Source organism: Paenibacillus sp. MZ03-122A (assembly GCF_024213325.1).
In the GTDB taxonomy this organism is placed as follows: domain Bacteria; phylum Bacillota; class Bacilli; order Paenibacillales; family Paenibacillaceae; genus Paenibacillus; species Paenibacillus polymyxa_B.
The window spans coordinates 39,177-58,779 of sequence record NZ_JANAVI010000008.1; the positions used below are offsets into that span (position 1 = coordinate 39,177).

Consider the following 19,603-nt stretch of genomic DNA (forward strand, 5'->3'; position numbering starts at 1 on the left):
AGTGCGTACTTCACACTTTCATATATATCAACCATAATAGCATCTGTAGACAGGGTTCAACAATTATGAGGAGAAAGAAGGTTACGGATAACATGAAAGTTCTATTGGTCGTGACGCATCCTAGAGAGGATTCACTTACCCTTACAGTCATGAATCGTTTTGTAGAGGAATTGAAGGAGAATAAGCACGAGGTAGATATTTTGGACTTGGATCGGGATGGGTTTAATCCGGTATATAGCGCGGCAGATGAGCTGGATTGGAATACGCCTCATAAACAATATGCTCCTGAAACACGGAGAGAGATGGACAGAATTGCTGCTGCGGATGCTCTGGTCTTTGTGTTTCCACTATGGTGGTACAGTGTGCCTTCCATGCTAAAAGGGTACCTGGATAAAGTCTGGAACAAAGGTTTACTTCAGGAATTTACGACGAAGCAGGTTTTGTGGATGTGCTTGGCAGGAGGGACGAAAGAACATCTGATCAAGTATGAATATCACGATTTGGTTACTAATTATTTGAATAAAGCCATTGCTGGTTACGCAAGAGTAAGAGAGTCCAAGGTGGAGTTCTTCTATGATACTTTGTCCGAGTCGAAAGAATACATTGCAGGTTTACTGGAGCACGCTTATCAATTAGGTCGGGCATATAAGTGAGTTTTATTCTGATAACAATGGGAAGTTAATATTATTGAAAAAGGGTTAAGGCTCGTTAGACGGCACTTAACCCTTTTTTATTTTATAGACGAGACTCTATCCTTTTATAGGCTCGTGCATAGGTGCTGACGGTGCCCCTTGCATAGATAACCCGCCGCCAGTTGTGCTTGCTGGAACAACGGGATGTGGTGAACCCTTTTCAGAAGCAGAACCCGCAGTTTGCTTGGCCAGCTTCTGTTTTTCCCACAGGGCCCTGGCGATCACCAGCATGGAGAGTACACCCACATATAGTAACAGAGAACCGAGTTCGGGAAGCATCTCTTGCAAAGGTGCACCACGCAGACCCATGGTGCGCAGGAATTTATACATCCATACAAAGGGGAAGAAATCACCGATTTGAATCGCTAAAGGTGGAAACAGTGATCTGGAAAGAACAGCCCCCGATAGAACAAAAGCAGGCATGAGTATCATCACCATTCTGCCGATGGCTATTCCCGGATGTGCAGCGCCCCATGCAACCAGGACATTGATACAAACGGTACCGAATACATACAGGACAACTGGAATTATAAAGAGAATTGGATTGGCCTCGAAACGGCCTCCCCCAAACACTTTAAGCATCCCGAGAGAGAAGATTAAGCCAGCCGTCGAAAACAGCGTATAAGGAAGCATACGCAGCAGGATGTTGAATGGATTTTGCAGCTCAGCAGCCAGCCTCTTGGAAACTCGGAGTCTGGCGACCAGAGGTAAGCTATTTATATTCAGTATCATAAAAGAGAACATACAAGTGAATGCAAGTATCGTCGTATTCTGATAGTCATTAGTTGGATTAAACAGGGAACGCACTTCCAAGGCGATACCATTGAGGGCCCCTTGAGCCTGTTCTGCGTTCATCCCGGTTTTCAACATAGCTGGAACAGACAATTCCATATTCTCGGAAACGCTAATTTCCTGCATAGCTGTACGAATCGAAGTAATAGATTGAACATTGGTATTATCGAGAATGAGACCCACGCGGCTGGAAAGGGAGCGATTGTGATTATCCTCTAAACCATGCGGCAAGGAAATAACAGCCAAATATTGCTCGTGATAAAAATACTGTTCAGGGTTGTCCGTATACGAAACAATCTCAGCTACGTTCATATACGGGGAAGCATCTATTTTCTGAATGAACTCACGGCTGTAAGCTGTGTTATCTTGATCCACTACTACCACGTTAGCGTCGTTAATTTGGCTGCTTGGGAGCAACAGTGAATACCCCAGTACGGCAATCAACGGGAAGATAATAGCTATGATCGGATACTTGGAGTGAACCAGATACGACCATTCATCACGAAGAGATTTCATTTGTATTCACCTCAACTGTCATGCCTGGTAGCAAAGCTGCTTCTCTTGTTACATATACACGTACCTGGAATGTAGCGGTATCTGCTTCTCCTTTTTCACGGGACATCTTCACATTAGCGAATTGTGGTGCAGCAGTTACGTAGCGTACTTTACCTTTCAAGTCCTTATTGAGACCAGAGATATGAGTTTTAATTTCTTGATTGGCCTTGAATTTCCCCGCTTGTTCTTCATTCACATAGAGATCGTAATATAAATCGTTGGTTTCCAGGGTAATCACAGGAGCCCCTTGCGCCACATTTTCGCCTACTTTGGTACTAATTGAAGTAACCTTGCCATCCTGTGGAGCTTTTAACACCAGGCGTTCTTTTTTGAGCAGCAACGTTTTAAGCTGGACTTCCTGTGTGTCTTTTTGTTGCTTTAAGAGGTCAATAGCCAGCTTCTGATCTGCCAACTGTTGACGACTCTGCTGAATGGTTTCCAGCTGGGTCTTGGAACGATCGACGGACAATTGGGCACCGCGAATTTCTTCCTCGGCTTGTTTTACCGAAACGGCTGCTTGTGTCGTCTGTTCACTGGCCTGCATACGTTCTTCGGAAGTGGCACCATGAAGTAGTTTTTGAAGAGACTCTTTTTGCTGGCTCAACTGATTTGTCGCTAAAGTCAAAGAGGATTCGGCATCATCCAACGCTGCTTTGGATGCACTTCCTGCATCATAGAGTGCTTTATTACGCTTATAGTTGGTCTGCGCCGTCTGAACGTTTTTGGTGGCTGAAGCTACGGCAATTCGTTGCTGCTGAACATCTTCAGCCCGAGCCCCGTTATTGACCTGTTGTTCCGCAGCAGTGGCTTGACGCTCAGCCGCTTGTGCCCGCTGCAATGCCGCCTGACTTTTACGCTCAGTCACTTGAGCTTGCGCGATATCTAGCTTCGCCTGTTTTTCCTGAGTTGCTGCTCGTGTATACCCTAAATGGATGGATTGTTGTTGTTGGCTGATTTGCGTATTGAACTGGGCGATTTGTGTCCGCAGCTGCTCAATTTGCAGATCCACATCTGTGGAATCCAAAGTCATAAGGACAGTTCCTTTTTTCACCTTAGTTTCTTCTGTTACCGGGATGTTCAGGATTTTGCCTCCTACTTGTTCAAACGATACATGAATGCTATCCGCATTTAGTGTTGTGCCTTTAACGGATCGAGAAGCATTGACTTGATCTTGTCCGTTGGTCTGGAGCAGGAACCCCCCGCCGATAAGACAGGCGATAGAAATGAGAGGGATGATGAGGCTGGTGACTTGTGTGCGATTCATGAGTAATACACTCCTTAAATTCATAAAATGAGTTAAACATAGACTCGAATAAATATCCTGGTATGTACATTTTATTTATTCTTTTATTTAATAATTTAAAAGTTAGTCGGCTAACTAAAACGCAAAATTAAAACTTATTCTGGTTTTGCTGCTTTATATATCTCTTTTGCTTGAAGGATGCCGCTTTCTATTTTTTGCAGTAACGTCAGGAGCAGCTCTTTTTCATCGGTGGACAGGTGGCTCATCAGTGTGGAAGTGCTTGTAAAATGTATAGGCAGCAGTCTTTCCATCATTTCCGTTCCTTGATCGGTCAGTTTAACAATGCTCATGCGGCGGTCGGAAGGATGAACAGATCGAATAATAAGCCCATCGCGTTCCAGGCGGTCAAGCAGACCGGTAACGGTAGGCTTGCTAACCCCTACTTTCTCCGCAAGCTCTGTAGCCAGCAATCCTGTATGGATGTTGCGGTACAGAAGAATTAATATCGAAAATTTACCTTGAGATATACCGAATTTCTCAAAGCCCTCAAAGCTGACTTTAAAGACGCTGGAAGATACCCGCATGAAAAATAGCATAGCTTCCGTCGCTCTTACATCAATCTCGGGGATACGCATAGAAAATTCTTGCAGCGCCTCTCGAGTGGGCAAGTCCCGTAAATCAAAATCCATAAGGTTCTCCTTTCTTCTTACAGTATGTTCCAATCAATAAATTAGTTAGCCGACTAATCTTAATCTATTCAAAAATGAATTTCAAGCTAAATTTTGTTAATCGTCATGCGGATTTTCACCATATGGAGGGTGCTTCGTACAATAATTCAAGTTATTCCCTACATTGATATTTACAATGAAGTGCTTGATAATAAGTGGATATCGTACGAGACCAAAACTCAAAAGTGAGGAACCTGTAATGACGACAAAATTATACTACACTGCTCCAAATCTTACGGAGTGGGACACTCATATTACACAGAACATGGAAAGAGACGGAAAATATTTGGTTATGCTGGAGGAAACGGCCTTTTATCCGCATGGCGGTGGTCAGCCTTGTGATACAGGAACAATTCAGGGCATCCGTGTATTAGATGTTGTTCTCGAAGATGGGGACATTTGGCATCAGGTAGAGCGTTTGCCGGAGGATAGGAAAGTAGCCTGCCAATTGGATTGGGAGCGCAGATTTGATCATATGCAGCAGCATAGCGGACAGCACTTGCTGTCAGCGGTTTGTCTGGAGTTGCTGGGTGCGCGTACTGAAAGCTTTCATCTGGGACAAGAATATGCCACGATTGATGTGAACTGTTCGGATGTAACGCCTGCGCAGCTATCGGCAATCGAGCAGGAAGTAAATCAGCAAATCTATAGTAATCGCAGCATAAAAAGTTTTTTTGTAACCAGTGAGCAATTGAAGGATATTCCGCTGGTGAAAACGCCCAAAGTGACAGAAAATATTCGGATTGTCGAGATCGAGGGCATTGAATATAACGCTTGCGGCGGCACACATGTAGCTCAGACCGGGGAAATTGGGATCATTAAATGCTTAAAATGGGAGAAGCAGAAGGGGATGGCAAGAATCCATTTCAAATGTGGCGTTCGCGCACTCCAGGATTTTAACGATAGTGTTCAGATATTGGACGTGTTATCTACGAAATTCAATACCGGGCGGAAGGATATTTTGACTCGATTCGAAAAGTGGGAGCAGGAGCATAAGCAGCTCAAGGCGCAAGTGGAGCTTCTGCAAGAGGAAAATGCATCGTATCAGGCGAAAGAGTTGCTATCTGCTGTACAGGGGCATGTTCTTGCTCGTGTATTCGAACAGAAATCCTTTCAGGAGATGCAGCAATTGGCTACCAAGCTGACAGCTGAGCATGATCTGCTTGTTTTATTTGCCACAACAGCAGAAAACAAAATCATTCTGGCACACAACGGTACCCAATCCATTAGCTGCGGAGCGTTTTTAAAGGAAAATCTGGGCGCGTTGCACGGTAAGGGGGGCGGTAGCAACCAATCTGCTCAGGCAGCATTCTCGTCCCGCGAAAACCTTTTGAATTTCTTTGAAACGGCCCAGCGGCAGTTCATTCAGGGCTGATGTAATGGAGGATTAGTGGCGTAGGGGAAGCTTCCACTTTTCCTTTTCTGTAAATAAAATAAAAGAAAAAATAAGTACAACAACAGCGCCCCAAACGGCTTTATCCCCAATTGTCAAAGTTAGAAATCCCCCCAGCAAGGCTCCTACCAAGAAGGCTGCCAAGATGACACCATAACGCATCGCTCGAATGGCAGCGTTCGTGTCCTTGGTCGTTATGGCGACATACACAGCCTCGATAGCTGATCGGAGGTTACCGGTGCTGACCGTGGAGGTGTACGGCACATCAATGAGCTTGCGGAAGGAAGTCATTTGCACGGAAGCGACGAACGAGACGATCACCACCACTACCGTATTGGGAACTCCTTGCGGAATCAGTCCCACGATGAAAAAAATTGCAATTTCCAATAAAATAATTGCGCGGGTCCAGTCCGGAGTTAGACGGTGGGTTGATTTTCGTTTAATCCCTTCAGCAACAAAAACGCCCAGTGAAAAGGCGATCAGGGGTGGGATATAGGATAACGCCTGAATCCAGTGCCCCTGAATGACTTTGACAGCCAGCAGCACGATATTGCCTGTCTGTGCGTTGGCGAAAACACCGCCTCTTCCAACAAAGGTATATGTGTCCAAAAAGCCCCCTACTAATGATAGTAAGGCGCCCAGTCGCAACGATTCGGACGTTACCTGATGTAAATGGATTTTACCTTTCATAAACACGGCATATAAGCCTCCTATGCTAAACGTCGATTGTTTAAAGCTAACACGAAAATCCAGGACCATACAATTAAATTAATCACTTAAGCATGAAAATGACACAAAGAAGCCACATCAGGTCCCATACAATAGAAAGGACGTGATGCGGCTTCTTTGGGGATGCTCGTTTTTAGTCCCCACACGGGACTTTAAAGGGTGCTTATCGCAGGGCTTGAACGAGCGCCTCGCCAAATGCCTGTGCGCCATCTGGACCGTCGGCCGTAATAATGTCGCTATGCGCAACGACATGCTGCGCCACATATTCGGCTTGATGCGATTGGAGCTGATCTTTTTGTACATCCACTGGATAGCATGTAGCCGTTCTACCAGAGAGTAGTCCGGTTTGAGCCACAGCTACAGAGCCTGCGCAGATGCCAGCCAATAAAGTCTTTTGCTCATGAGTTTGTTTTAGCAGAGCTTGGAGATCCGCGTTATTCCACAGATGGTCATTCGTACCTGATCCGCCGATCACAGATACTACATCATAATCAGCCAGCACAGCGTCTGTAAAAACAAGATCAGCTGTCGCTTTACCGTTGTAGTCACCCGTGATTTCGCCTGTTTTTGTACTAGCTAGCGTCACAGTAACACCTGCTTGCTCCAGTGCTTCCTTGGGTTTAAACAATTCATCCTCATTAAAGCGCTCTGGGGGTATAATAAAAAGAGCTTTTTTACTCATACTTTATTCCTCCTTGAATGTGTAACGTTATCTACTATTGTAGGGTGGCTTCGTCAGGCTGTGAAGAATGCACTTTCAAGTACGGAGGTTACCTGCAGGTTACTATTAGAGTGCAAGACCATGATGGTTTAGAAGGAGTTAGTTGATATATGACTGATACGCTGAGAGAAGAAATACGGGAAAAGATCGTTAACGGAGACTATAACTGCGAAAAGGAACTAACCTTGTCAGTGTTAAGCGGAAAATGGAAGGTCGTCATTTTATGGCATCTGGGTGTGGAAGGAGCGCACCGTTTCAGTGACCTGCAAAGGCTGTTTCCGAAGCTGTCGCATAAAGTGCTGACCAATCAGTTGCGGGAGTTGATGGAGGACGGTATTGTGCACCGGGAAGTGTATCCCGAAGTGCCTCCAAAAGTGGAATATTCAATGACTGAGCTGGGAATGACGATTTTACCGATTGTGGAGATGATGTATGACTGGGGGAAAAAACGGGTGCAATCCATTCGTGAGGAAATGCAACGCAGCGGTGAGGGGGACGTTTAAAGTTCCTTCATATGAAAAATAGAACGCCTTGCACTAGGAGTACAAATTGCACTTAGAGCAAAGGCGTTCTTTGGCATGTTAGCATTCTGTGTGTGTTTATCATGTTAGTTTAGGAAAAATAGCTGTAGTCCATATAGATCATTGCTTTTCTAGTGCTGGTAGAACCTCAATCCAGCGTGTAGCCCAAGTACCGATATGGTCAAACAAAGGGGCTAAATCGCGTCCCTTATCTGTAAGAGAGTATTCAATCCGTACAGGCTTCTCAGGATAAACCATACGTTGTATGATCCCTTCTTCCTCCAGCTCTTTCAAACGGTCGGAAAGGACCTTTCCGCTTAAATTAGGAATTGAATTCTCAATAGCGACGAAACGTTGCGGACCATTGGTTAGTTGAAATACGATCAACACCGTCCAACGTTTGCTTAGTAGCTCCATAGCTTTTTCAAACCGTGGGCACATCTGCGGAATGTTCATGTGATCACCTCATGCTCTTATTATTAACGATTCACTGTTAAAAGTAAATGACTTTACTTTACATAAATTTATTACTTGACGAAATTGAATGATATAAATATACTTTGTTACATAAAGTAACTCATTAGATTCGATACGGACATTTATATATGAAGGTTTAACAAGATGAATATGTATGACGGCTTATAAAAAATAATTTTGTAGGTATGGGCTAACAGTTGAGGCTATGGTTCGGGCGTAGGGGGAAGTCGGATGAAGTTGGAATGTGAAGTGTGCGTAGTTGGAGGGGGACCCGCAGGGACTTTATTGGCCTGTTTACTGGCGGAGCAGGGTATTTCAACGATATTGGTTGAGCGGCAGAGCGTAGCGGGAAAGGCTTTCCGCGGTGAAATTTTAAATGATGAGGGTCAGGAAGTGATCCAAAAGCATAAGCTGCTCGAACAAATTCATGAGGACTACGTTCTTGCCTCTACAAGAATCGAATATTGGGAGCACCAGCAGCAGGTAAAAACGGTCAAGCCGGTTTCAGTAAATGGTAATGTAGGGATTCATATTCCGCAGCCTCGATTTTTGGAGGCTCTGCTTAAGCAGGCGTCAACCTACGAGTCCTTCCGTTACCTGGCGGGTACAACGGTGACTGCGTTGGAAGATAACAGCGAAAAGGGCTACACGGGCTTGATCGCCCGCAATAAGAACGGTCATGAGATCACGATTGACAGTTCGTTGATTGTAGGTGCAGACGGTCGCTATTCGACTGTGCGCAAGCTGGCTCAGATGCCTGTGACGAACATTCGACACGGCTATGATCTGCTATGGGCGAAAATCACAGCACCTGCTGGGTGGGAGCCCGTCACTCGTCTGGCACGAATCAACGGAGGGCAGTTGGCTTTATTCTCGCAGGCTGAGGGCTATATTCAAATTGGCTGGAATGTGGAGGAAGGTAGCTTTTCAACCCTGTTTAAGCAATCCTTTGCACCATTTATACAACTGTTTACCGAGGCTTTTCCAGATTTGAAGCATAGTGTGCATGATCACATTCGTTCATGGAAGGACTTTGTACCGTTGGATATTTTCAGCAGCCGCAGTGACACTTGGACGCAGAACGGACTGGTCCTTATTGGAGATGCGGCGCATACCATGACACCTACCGGAGCTTTTGGCTTGAATGCAGCTTTGAAGGATGCCGAAGTGCTAGCCAGTGAGCTTCTTCGTTTACGACAGAAGAGTTATACCGCAGAAGACTTAAAGGCGTTCGAAGACGGACGACGACAGGCTGTCACCGAGCTTCAGGAACGGCAGCTGACGATGGAATCCACGTTTCATGAACATTTCTTACACATAGTTCAATGATTTATACCCTGACAATAACGATTAGCCTTTGAAGAATTAGGCATTTTCTATATAGAGCTCATATAAAGGATGGTGCAGAGAGATGAACCAAAAAGATGTAGCTACGCTACTTAACGATAAAATTCAAACCGTTCGTGGAGAGCAATCTTCGACGATTTTGGTAGGACCGATCAAGCTGCCAGTTAATTTGGAAGGAGAAACGGTTGTTTTTCAGTGGTACTGCTGGTTGCCTGTACGGGATGAGGAAGATCGTCAGGACTTACTGAATGCCACCGCTGAGACGATTGTGAAGCGATTGTCCACACTGGATTTGGCAGAGGGACAACAGTCAAGCGTTTTGGTGTATGGCGATCTTGAACAGTCGGAAAATGCATTAGTTCGCATGCATAGTATTTGCCATACTGGAGATATTTTTGGTAGCAAGCGTTGTGATTGCGGATTTCAACTCCACCAGTCCATGAAAATGATTGTGGAACACGGAGCGGGTGCGTTGTTCTATCTGGCTAACCATGAAGGCCGCGGAATCGGTTTGTTTAGTAAAGCAATGGCTTATATTCTGCAGGAAGAAGGCATGGATACTGTCGAAGCCAATCATCAATTGGGTTTTGAAGATGATACACGCAACTATGCGGATGCCATTAGTGTGCTCCGTCACCTGAGACAAAAACCGGTAACTTTGATTACAAATAATCCTAAAAAAATGGATGCTTTGAAGAAGTCGGGTATGAATGTGGCGGGTCGCATGCCGCTCTGGGGTGATGTGTCGCAATATAATGAACGGTATTTGAATACAAAAGTGGAACGATCCGGCCATTTGCGGGATTCCGATCTCAGGGAGGTTCTATGACCACTCACGAAAAATATATGCGCCTGGCACTGGAAAATGCCAGAAGTGCTAAAGGGCAAACAGAACCGAATCCACTCGTCGGATCAGTCATTGTCAACAACGGTCGTATCGTTGGGATCGGCGCTCATCTGAAGCCCGGCGAGCCACATGCCGAGATTCATGCGTTGCGTATGGCGGGTGAACACGCTCAGGGAGCGACGATTTACGTAACGCTGGAGCCGTGTTCCCATCACGGCCGGACAGGCCCGTGCGCGGAAGCGATTGTGAAGGCTGGCATTCGTCGAGTGGTGATTGCAGCGCTGGACCCGAACCCGCTGGTTTCCGGCAGAGGGGTACAGATTTTGAAAGATGCGGGCATTGAGGTCATTATCGGAGTATGTGAGCAGGAATCCATCCGCATGAATGAAGTGTTCAATCAATATATCGTGAGCAAGCGTCCTTTTATTACGATCAAATCGGCAGTAACGCTGGACGGTAAAATTGCGACCCGGACCTCGGAAAGCAAGTGGATTACATCTGAGGCTGCACGGGAGGATGTGCATCGTCTTCGTAACGAGCATGTAGGAATCCTGGTCGGTGTACAGACGGTGATTCACGATAATCCTCAGCTTACGACTCGTCTACCAGAAGGACGGAATCCGATTCGTATTATTTTGGATAGCAAGCTTCGAATTCCATTGGATGCCCGTGTCATTACAGATGGGGAGGCACCTACCTGGATATTCACAGGACGCACTTATGATGAAAGCAAGCGAAGCCAGTTGGAACAGCTTGGTGTGAGGATATATCCGACACAGGATGAAAACAGCGATCGGGTGAACCTGCCGCAAATGCTGGATATTCTGGGTGCGGCGGAGGTATCATCGGTGTTCGTGGAAGGCGGAGCCGAGGTGAACGCTTCGTTCGTGCAGCAAGGGCTGGCAGACAAGCTGGTGCTGTACATTGCACCAAAGCTGGTTGGAGGGCGCGCAGCCCCGGGCTTTCTCGGGGGAGAGGGCGTGTCTGCGATGAGCGATGCGGTGGCATTGCAGGATTTGAGCGTAACGCAGGTGGGCGTAGACTGGAAAATAGAAGGGTATTTTGAGCGGGGAAAATGAGTGAATTGAGGATGAAGGAGGCTCCGCAAAGGGGTTGATCTTCCGATCGCTGTTGCAGTGGGATTCTTCGGATTGTATAAGACATTTAAAGGTAAGAATCCCACTGCAAAGGCGAACGCTTACGCTTCTCCAGATTCAACCCCTTCGCTCCGCTATTGCCCACGGCAAAGTCACTCGTTTTCCGAAATGGTGTGGAGTATGGGAAGGGCAAAAGGACTTAAATAACTCAAAAGCTTATATACACTTAAAAGAATAAAGAATCTGAAGGGCTAAAAGGCCTGGAAGATTCTTTTTTTATATGCTAAACGTTTATTAGGGTGAATGGTTAATGGGATGAATAACTCATAGGGTGAATGTCTTATGGGGTGAAGTCGAGATAACATAATTACGCATGCTTGGGTTTTTCGTACTGGTTTCTTATGTATTTTTAGAGACTTTCGCCTCGTTTAGTTAGAATATAGAAATAAAAGGATTGACCTGGAAATTGAGATCAAGCACAATGAAGTTGAATTCAACTTGGAAGAGAGAAGGGAAAAGCCTTGCAGTAAAAGGGATTAGAGAAATCAAAGGAGGATGTAGGTTGTGAAAAAAACGATATTATGCTTGTTAAGTGCCAGTCTGATATTTTTAGCTGCACCAGTTTCTACTAAAGCCTTTTCGGGTGAGGTCACACAAGGCGCTGGCTCATATTCAACCACACTACCTACCGGAGCAGCAACACCGCAAAACGAGATTTACAAAACAGCGAATATAACCAGCCCAATGCCTACCAATGACTGGTGGAGCAGTCTGGCCTGGGTACCGTACTCCGAGGCTCAATATCCACATCCCCTTGCCTTGAAAAATCAGCAAAACGGTTTACGCATCTTTAACCCGAGTGGGAAAATTACGGTAAATACTGGATACATTGCAGGCTGGATGGATGATGTGAACGATTTTACCGTCGGTCATTCTGTAAGCGCTTCATTTCCTGATGCCAAGGTGGACGGTTTCAGCGACTGGTTTGTCAAATCATTATTTCAAAGCGGCAGCAATAAAATGAGTGCTACCTATGGACACGGCTCCCCCTATGTTTTTTTTGAGTTTGGCGGTGGCAATCCCAAGCTTTCATTTAATGGGGTACCAGAGGTATGGTCTGGGTCAGCTAGTTCTCCTGTACTTGGCATTACGGTTAATGGCTCACACTATGGTCTGTTTGCTCCTTCAGGCAGCACTTGGTCTGGCCTCGGAACGAGTACTCTGATCAATCAATTGAACGGGAAAAACTATTTTACAGTGGCGGCTTTGCCTGACAAAACAAAAGCGACATTGGACAAGTTTCAGCAATACGCTTATTCTTTCGTTACAAACTCCAAAGCACAGTACAGCTATAACGAAGCCTCTTCCGAGGTAACGACCACCTTTAACGTTGCAACCACAGCAAAGGAAGGCACACAAAGCGGCACTATTTTTGCCTTATACCCGCATCAGTGGAAGAATTCATCACAACCCCTGCTAGGCTATACGTACAATTCTGTACGTGGTCTGATGAAAACAGCAGAGGGTGCGTCTTTTCAAACGAAAATGAAATTTACAGGAGTACTGCCTTCCCTGCCCGACTTGGGGTCCTACGATAAAAATACGCTCAACAATTATATAAACGAAGCGAAAGCAGAAGTCTACTCCGGCGATAGAGATACGTACTGGACTGGAAAACGTCTGGGCAAGCTAGCAGCGCTGGCGCCGATTGCCGACCAGGCTGGCAATACCGCAGCAGCGACCCAGTTCCGCAATGAGATCAAAAGCCGGCTGCAGGACTGGTTTAAGGCCAGTGACAGCTCGGGGAATCTGAAAAGCTCCAGTCTATTTGTGTATAACAACCATTGGGGGACATTGATCGGTTATCCCGACAGCTTTGGTAGTGCGGTAGAATTAAATGACCATCATTTCCATTATGGCTACTTTATCAAGGCCGCAGCCGAAATTGCACGTGTGGACAAGAACTGGGCATCCGATTCCCAATGGGGACAAATGGTGCAGTTGCTCATTCGCGATATCGCCAATACCGACAGGTCTGATTCAAAATTTCCGTATTTGCGTAATTTTGATCCCTATGCCGGGCACACTTGGGCTTCCGGCCATGCCAAATTTGGCGACGGCAACAACAATGAATCCTCCTCGGAGGCGATGAATGCTTGGGCCGGTCTTATTTTATGGGGCGAGGCGACGGGAAATACTCAAACTCGTGATCTCGGCATCTATCTATACACAACGGAAATGAATGCGATTAACGAATACTGGTTTGATGTGCATGGCACAAACACCCCTGCAGGGATGCAAAGCGCGACGGCAAGCATGATCTGGGGCGGTAAAACGGTAGGGAATGCAACATGGTGGACCAATAATGCCACAGAGGTGCATGGTATCAACTGGCTCCCGATTACCTCGGCCTCCTTGTATCTGACGCAATATTCGGAGTATGCGGCTAAGAACTATAACGATCTGCTGCGAAAAAGCGGTGGGAACTTCAGTCCGTGGGAAGATATTGTGTATATGTACAGAGCGATCTCGGACCCGTCCGATGCCAAGGCCAAATTCAGTGCACGCGCAGCGGCCATGACACCGGAAGCAGGGAATTCCAAGGCGAATGCCTACCACTGGATCTACAATTTGGATGCTTTAGGCAACATCGACCGCAGCATCACCGCTAATTCACCTATTTATGCTGTATTTCATAAAAACGGTGTAAAAACTTATGTGGCCTACAACTTTACAAACCAGGTCAAAACGGTAACCTTCTCAGATGGGCACAGTATTACTGTGCAGCCGAATAGCTTTAATACCGGAAATGGAAGCGGCGGTGGCAATCCGCAACCTGATACGGAGGCTCCATCCATCCCGGCGAATGTTCGAGCTACGACCAAAACGGCTTCGGTAGTCACGCTGGAGTGGGATGCAGCTACAGACAATGTTGGCGTTACGGGTTATATCGTTTATAAGGACGGGGCTCAGGCAGCAGAGATAAGCGGTACTTCCGCTTCAATTACAGGGCTGAGTGCAGCTTCCACTTACAGCTTTACCGTTAAGGCACGCGATGCAGCGGGCAACCTATCTGCAGCAAGCAATTCCGTAGAGGTAACGACAGAGCCAGCATCTGGTGGTAATGAGGGTGGCGGAGAAACGGAGGATTATAAAGTAGGAGCTCGCTTTGTCAGCGATCGTGAAGCATTGCTTCAATTTACACCCAAAAAAACAGCCTCAGCCTATGTTGACGTGCATTATACTTTAACGGGTGGACAACAGCTCAATTACCGGATGACAAACAACGGCGGTGTTTGGGAGCAGCGGGTTACAGACCTCGATATCGGGAAGGCTGTCAGCTATTGGTTTACCTATGAAAAGGCGGGATTGCAATACGAGACCCCTTCATTCAGCTATACACACCAGCAGACTTCTTCTACAACAACAGACGTTCCACAACTTCCACTACCGAGCGTTGATCCCGTTTTCGAAAAAACATCCTAGTGGATCAGACCTAAGATACGAACGCGACAGTTAACTATAGAAAGAAAGACACAAGGGAAGCACATACGCTTCTCCTGTGTCTTTTTTTATAGGGTCGTAATACTTTCACCATGTTCGTGAGTTCCAGGTTGAGCGATAATGATAAAGGCTGATACAGAAAGATATTACCGAGGCGTGGATTTCCAAAGGTCCCGCAGTGCCTACCCTGATTGGGTCAGGTATCCTGTAAATCTGATGTATCTATCAACAATTAGGGTTCAATTCCCAATCGCCTTCCACGCGACTTCTGAGAGTATTCGAATGATCGAATAAAAACAATGAAAAGACCCGGATGAGAGCATCCCATGTCTGGTCTCGATGACAGATATCGGGGCGATGGCTATGCGGCCAGCGGATACCGGGGAGAGCAAGCGCCGACAGGCTCCGAAGCTTCGGGAGATGCGAGTTCACAGTCGATGTTGGGCTGACGAATCCCATCCCTAGAACACGGAAACAGGCGGTATCTTCCTTTTTCCTCAAGCTTGGCCCCGCCGTCCACACCGGAGGGATGCTCTGCAAGGGTCACTAACCCTACTACAACAAATAAAAATAAAAAATTCTCATTTTAAAAGTGTGTTGATTTTAAGGCGGATAGCAGCGGAGCGGCCCATTTGAATCTGAAGAAGCGAAGCGTTCGCCTTTGCCACTGAATTTTAACCCTTTAACGGGTTCATCCATTCTAAAAATTCAGTGGCAACAGCGATCGGAAGATCAAATGGACCGCGGAGCCGCCACACATAGAAAGAAGCATACTTTTAAGTGGAGGATTTTAAATACTAGGAGTGATACGATGTTTAAGAAGATAACGATTAAATCTGATGAGCGCGGGCTACTGTTCAAAAAAGGAAGCTACCACAAGTTGTTGCACCCAGGAACTTACCTTTTGAAGACATTTCAGCAGGAAGCAGTTGAAATTTTGAATGTAGCCGAACCATTTTTTGTACCGGATCATGATATTCGTTTGTTTTTGACAGATCCCCTATTGCTTGAGCAATTGAATGTCATCGATGTAGAGGACCATGAATATGTATTGCATTATGAGGATAATCGGTTTGTGGAGCTTCTGACGGCTGGGAAATATGCTTTTTGGAACATGCTTAAGGAGCATCGTTTTGTTCGTGCAGATACTCGGCAGCCTGCAATTGATAAGGCATTGGGGCAAGCATTCTTGTCCAAGACACCGGGCTTCTGGAAGGCACTTCAGGTGGCCAGCTATGAAATGGGCTTTTTGTATTACGATAATGTGTTGCAGGGTGAGCTGAAACCGGGCAAATATTATTTCTGGATGTCCACAGTGAATACAGAGATCAAAACGATAGATATGCGACAGCAGCAGTTGGACCTGATGGGACAGGAAATCATGACAGAGGACAAAATCACGCTGCGCCTCAACTTTGTCTGTCAGTACCGTATCATCGACCCGTTGCGGGCGTTGGAATTCCGAGCATACGAGGAACAAATGTACATTATGCTTCAACTGCTGCTGCGCGAGTACGTTGGTACGATGAAGCTGGATGATTTGCTGAAAATGAAGCAGGAGATTGCGGAATATGTTTTGACTCGACTAAATGAGCAGAGCGGCGAATATGGAGTGACTTTTACGTCAGCAGGGGTGAAGGATATTATTTTGCCAGGGGATATCAAGGATATTCTGAATACCGTGCTGTTGGCAGAGAAGAAGGCACAGGCCAACCTTATCACACGACGTGAAGAGACGGCATCCACTCGTAGTCTGCTCAATACGGCCAAGCTGATGGACGAGAATGCCACCCTCTATCGTCTTAAAGAACTGGAATTCATGGAAAAAATCTGCGAGAAGATTGGCACGATTTCGCTGACTGGCGGGAATACGTTGCTGGAGCAGCTGAACACGCTGGTTCACATGAAAGAGGGGCAGGGACTCCAATAACGGAAAATACTCCCGAACGATGAGTGCAAGCCAGCTCAAGGTTCGGGAGTATTTTGCGTTTTAGTTCGTCTTGGTGGATGCAAGAAAAGCGTCCATATCGATCACCGGAATGAGGGTCCCCTGATGCTCCATCACAGTAGGGAACAACTCGCGCTGCCACTCTTCCTCATTGCTTTGTAGCTGACTGTCCTCGGCAGAAGCTGTGTCCTCTACCTGATCGACAAGCAGAGCAATCTTCGCACGGCTGAGCAAAATCATTTTGTCCTCGGAGGAATCGCTTGATGCAGGAAGAAGCAGCTTTTTGCGTAAGTTAAGGATTGTAAAGACACCACCGCGAATAGTCACCATTCCTTCATGCCACGCTTCGGAAAAGGGAAGTGGGGTCCCTTTTTTGGCATTCATGACTTCTTCTACTTCCACAAAGTTTAAAGCGAACTTTTTGTCCGCCAGACTGCACACAATAAATTCAGACATAGCAATTCTCCTTACATATTCAGATAAGCCATCACAGGTTGTGAATGAGCGGTAAAATGGGTTAGCTATTGCGTTTTGACAGATGGAACGATAAAGTTGAGGATGCGGTAAAGTAGTTGTAGTTAATCACAGAATATCACAAACGAGCAGTTAAATCTTCCAAAATAACAACCATACGGCCAAGGCGTGGCTTCAAGTTTCCCTTCATATATAATGTTGGGGACTAAAGCTGTGTCCGATGGCACTACATTTTAAGATAAGCGGGTTGAGGTAGAATGGATCATGAAAAGCAGCGATTAAGTATCGAGGCAGCCAGATTATACTATCTAAACGACTACAGTCAGCAAGATATCGCGGTCAGACTCGGGGTTTCGCGTCCTACGGTATCGCGGTTACTTCAGGCTGCCAAGGAACAGGGATACGTGCGGATCAGTATTGTGGACCCGATGGAGGATATGGACGCGCTCGGAGAGCAGGTGAAAAAGAAGTACGGACTGGATACTGTGTTAGTCTGTTATTCGCCGTTAAATGAATATCAGGAGATTAAGAAGCATATTAGCAAAAAAGCAGCCGATTATTTGCATGAAACGGTACAGGATGCTGATATTATTGGAGTGACATGGGGAACAACAATGCATGCCGTGGCGCTTCATCTCCAACAAAAGCAGGTCAAGGGTGTTGAGGTGGTTCAGCTCAAAGGAGGCGTGAGCCATTCACATGTCAACACATATGCCGTGGAAACCGTGAATTTGTTCGCAGAAGCCTTTCATACCATAGCAAGGTATTTACCGCTGCCTGTGATTTTCGACAGTCACGCTGTTAAGAAAATGGTCGAGGAGGATCGGCATATCCAGCGCATCATCGAACTTGGCAAGCAGGCGAACATCGCTGTGTTTACGGTGGGGACGGTCAAGGAGGATGCGTTGCTGTTCCGATTGGGTTATTTTAACGGGGAAGAGCAGAAGCTACTGCAAAGAATTGGCAAGGGTGATATTTGCTCGCGCTTTTTTGACGCTGAAGGCAATATATGCAGTCAGGAAATCAATAGCCGTACCGTCGGGATTGATTTGCCTGATTTGCGAAAGAAGGAGAAGTCTATTCTCGTCGCTGGAGGCCAGCGTAAAGTGGAGGCCATTCGGGCATCGCTGCGTGGCAAGTATGCGAATATTTTGGTGACGGATCAGTTTACGGCTCAAGCACTTTTACAATAGAGCAAGTCGTCTCAACCCAGCAAAATATACGGTTATGGCACGTCCCTACAGGGTAATATGATATGTAGGTGACGACTTGTGCACAAGCTTGAACATAATTTCAAAATGTGTTTTACATATGTTCAAAGCCGTGCTATGATGGTCTCATCACAGAGAAATAAATGACTTTTGTCTTCACACTATTTATCTAATGAAGGAGCTTTTAGATATGAACATTGCAGCATTAATCGACCATACATTGTTGCGTGCAGATGCGACGAAGGATGAAATTACGAAATTGACTGCCGAGGCCAAAAAATATCAGTTTGCTTCTGTATGTGTGAACCCGGCATGGGTAGCTTATGCAGCAGAACAGCTCGCAGGCACAGGTGTAGCCATCTGTACTGTTATCGGTTTCCCGCTGGGAGCGAGCACGTCGGCAACGAAAGCATTTGAAACGAAAGATGCTATTGCTAACGGCGCGACTGAAATTGATATGGTTATTAACATAGGCGCTTTGAAGGCACGTGATGTACAGCTCGTCGAGCAGGACATCCGTGCGGTCGTCGAGGCAGCTGCCGGTACACTGGTAAAAGTGATTATCGAAACTTGTTTGTTGACAGACGAAGAGAAGGTACTGGCATGTGAACTGTCCGTCAAAGCAGGAGCGAATTTTGTGAAAACCTCGACAGGCTTCTCAACAGGTGGTGCTACTGCGGAAGATGTGGCTTTGATGCGCAAAACGGTAGGACCTGAGATTGGTGTTAAGGCTTCAGGTGGTGTACGCAGTCTGGAAGACGTGCAAAAATTAGTAGAAGCTGGCGCAAGTCGGATCGGTGCAAGTTCCGGTGTGAAGATCATCGAGGGCGAGCAGTCTACATCTTCCTACTAAGTTTATTTTAAAGTCATGGAGGGATTCGCGATGAAGGATCAATTGATTCAGAAAGCGCTTGAGGCGCGTAAACAGGCATACGTTCCGTATTCGAATTTTCAGGTGGGTGCTGCGGTTCTCGGAAGCGATGGCACGATTTATCACGGATGTAATGTGGAAAATGCCTCCTACGGCTTATGCAATTGTGCAGAGCGGACAGCGATTTTTAAAATGGTATCCGAAGGCTGCCGTAAAATTGATTCGATTGCGGTTGTAGCTGATACGGAAGGGCCTGTGTCTCCATGTGGGGCATGCCGTCAGGTCATTTCAGAATTTGCTCATCAAGATACCAAAATTTATCTGACAAACCTTCATGGCAACACGGAAGAGTGGACGGTAGATCAATTACTGCCGGGTGCTTTTCGACCTGCGGATCTGGGCAAATAAAAAAAAGAATGCCTCTTTGGAGCGCATTCTTTTTATAGGGAATGT

Annotated in this window: 19 protein-coding genes; 12 read left to right on the forward strand and 7 right to left on the reverse strand. The window is 46.2% G+C overall.

All coding sequences use genetic code 11. From position 1 onward, the window contains the following. Positions 1-92: 92 nt before the first annotated feature. A complete protein-coding gene (locus NLX74_RS17460; RefSeq protein WP_254329463.1) occupies positions 93-653 on the forward strand; it encodes an NAD(P)H oxidoreductase in 561 nt (186 codons plus the stop codon). A gap of 96 nt (positions 654-749) precedes the next feature. On the opposite strand, the gene NLX74_RS17465 is transcribed toward NLX74_RS17460, so the two are convergent. The 3 genes from NLX74_RS17465 to NLX74_RS17475 form a co-directional block, all read right to left on the reverse strand. After that, positions 750-2,000 (reverse strand): ABC transporter permease, encoded by a 1,251-nt coding sequence (locus NLX74_RS17465; protein WP_061828944.1) that lies wholly within the window; start codon positions 1,998-2,000, stop codon positions 750-752. Continuing rightward, the gene (locus tag NLX74_RS17470) at positions 1,984-3,303 is read right to left on the reverse strand and encodes an HlyD family secretion protein (protein WP_254329464.1); all 1,320 of its coding nucleotides are present in this window, start codon (positions 3,301-3,303) and stop codon (positions 1,984-1,986) included. The genes NLX74_RS17465 and NLX74_RS17470 overlap by 17 nt, the downstream gene beginning before the upstream one ends. Before the next feature lie 134 nt (positions 3,304-3,437). Next, positions 3,438-3,971, reverse strand: a complete 534-nt coding sequence (locus NLX74_RS17475) for a MarR family winged helix-turn-helix transcriptional regulator (RefSeq protein ID WP_254329465.1) — start codon at positions 3,969-3,971, stop codon at positions 3,438-3,440. A gap of 238 nt (positions 3,972-4,209) precedes the next feature. Here NLX74_RS17475 and NLX74_RS17480 point away from each other — a divergent pair, with 238 nt between their 5' ends. Next, positions 4,210-5,385, forward strand: a complete 1,176-nt coding sequence (locus NLX74_RS17480) for an alanyl-tRNA editing protein (protein ID WP_254329466.1) — start codon at positions 4,210-4,212, stop codon at positions 5,383-5,385. A gap of 12 nt (positions 5,386-5,397) precedes the next feature. Here the strand turns inward: NLX74_RS17480 and NLX74_RS17485 are convergent, their stop codons facing one another. Together NLX74_RS17485 and NLX74_RS17490 are read right to left on the reverse strand one after the other, a co-directional pair. Then, positions 5,398-6,099: a YoaK family protein gene (locus NLX74_RS17485; RefSeq protein ID WP_336078215.1), complete on the reverse strand. Its 702-nt coding sequence runs from the start codon at positions 6,097-6,099 to the stop codon at positions 5,398-5,400. A 196-nt stretch (positions 6,100-6,295) separates the two neighbouring features. Continuing rightward, on the reverse strand, positions 6,296-6,814 hold the full coding sequence (locus NLX74_RS17490; protein ID WP_165179278.1) for a DJ-1/PfpI family protein: 519 nt from the start codon (positions 6,812-6,814) through the stop codon (positions 6,296-6,298). A 149-nt stretch (positions 6,815-6,963) separates the two neighbouring features. On the opposite strand from NLX74_RS17490, the gene NLX74_RS17495 reads away from it, so the two are divergent. Further along, positions 6,964-7,356, forward strand: a complete 393-nt coding sequence (locus tag NLX74_RS17495; protein WP_134904074.1) for a winged helix-turn-helix transcriptional regulator — start codon at positions 6,964-6,966, stop codon at positions 7,354-7,356. Positions 7,357-7,494: 138 nt separating this feature from the next. Here the strand turns inward: NLX74_RS17495 and NLX74_RS17500 are convergent, their stop codons facing one another. Next, positions 7,495-7,830 (reverse strand): winged helix-turn-helix transcriptional regulator, encoded by a 336-nt coding sequence (locus NLX74_RS17500; protein WP_023990392.1) that lies wholly within the window; start codon positions 7,828-7,830, stop codon positions 7,495-7,497. Between the two features lie 252 nt (positions 7,831-8,082). Between NLX74_RS17500 and NLX74_RS17505 the strand changes: the two genes are divergently transcribed. The 6 genes from NLX74_RS17505 (at position 8,083) to NLX74_RS17525 (ending at position 16,576) form a co-directional block, all read left to right on the forward strand. Further along, positions 8,083-9,180, forward strand: coding sequence for an FAD-dependent monooxygenase (locus NLX74_RS17505; protein WP_254329467.1), 1,098 nt, complete (start codon positions 8,083-8,085; stop codon positions 9,178-9,180). Positions 9,181-9,262: 82 nt separating this feature from the next. Continuing rightward, on the forward strand, positions 9,263-10,027 hold the full coding sequence (locus NLX74_RS17510; protein ID WP_254329468.1) for a GTP cyclohydrolase II: 765 nt from the start codon (positions 9,263-9,265) through the stop codon (positions 10,025-10,027). Next, positions 10,024-11,124, forward strand: coding sequence for a bifunctional diaminohydroxyphosphoribosylaminopyrimidine deaminase/5-amino-6-(5-phosphoribosylamino)uracil reductase RibD (gene ribD, locus NLX74_RS17515; protein WP_254329469.1), 1,101 nt, complete (start codon positions 10,024-10,026; stop codon positions 11,122-11,124). Before NLX74_RS17510 ends, ribD begins: the two co-directional genes overlap by 4 nt. 582 nt (positions 11,125-11,706) lie before the next feature. Then, a complete protein-coding gene (locus NLX74_RS17520) occupies positions 11,707-14,628 on the forward strand; it encodes a glycosyl hydrolase (RefSeq protein WP_254329470.1) in 2,922 nt (973 codons plus the stop codon). 344 nt (positions 14,629-14,972) lie between these two features. Then, positions 14,973-15,095 (forward strand): hypothetical protein, encoded by a 123-nt coding sequence (locus NLX74_RS25700; RefSeq protein WP_268819774.1) that lies wholly within the window; start codon positions 14,973-14,975, stop codon positions 15,093-15,095. A 362-nt stretch (positions 15,096-15,457) separates the two neighbouring features. After that, a complete protein-coding gene (locus NLX74_RS17525; RefSeq protein ID WP_250240428.1) occupies positions 15,458-16,576 on the forward strand; it encodes a slipin family protein in 1,119 nt (372 codons plus the stop codon). A 60-nt stretch (positions 16,577-16,636) separates the two neighbouring features. Here NLX74_RS17525 and NLX74_RS17530 read toward each other — a convergent pair whose 3' ends face one another. Then, positions 16,637-17,050: a chemotaxis protein CheW gene (locus tag NLX74_RS17530; RefSeq protein ID WP_069290436.1), complete on the reverse strand. Its 414-nt coding sequence runs from the start codon at positions 17,048-17,050 to the stop codon at positions 16,637-16,639. A 275-nt stretch (positions 17,051-17,325) separates the two neighbouring features. Between NLX74_RS17530 and NLX74_RS17535 the strand changes: the two genes are divergently transcribed. The 3 genes from NLX74_RS17535 (at position 17,326) to NLX74_RS17545 (ending at position 19,558) form a co-directional block, all read left to right on the forward strand. Next, positions 17,326-18,261, forward strand: a complete 936-nt coding sequence (locus NLX74_RS17535) for a DNA-binding transcriptional repressor DeoR (RefSeq protein ID WP_023990386.1) — start codon at positions 17,326-17,328, stop codon at positions 18,259-18,261. A 208-nt stretch (positions 18,262-18,469) separates the two neighbouring features. Beyond that, entirely contained in the window at positions 18,470-19,132 is a 663-nt protein-coding gene (gene deoC / locus NLX74_RS17540) for a deoxyribose-phosphate aldolase (RefSeq protein ID WP_134903747.1), read from the forward strand. A 30-nt stretch (positions 19,133-19,162) separates the two neighbouring features. After that, positions 19,163-19,558 (forward strand): cytidine deaminase, encoded by a 396-nt coding sequence (locus tag NLX74_RS17545; RefSeq protein ID WP_029519322.1) that lies wholly within the window; start codon positions 19,163-19,165, stop codon positions 19,556-19,558. Positions 19,559-19,603 lie beyond the last annotated feature (45 nt).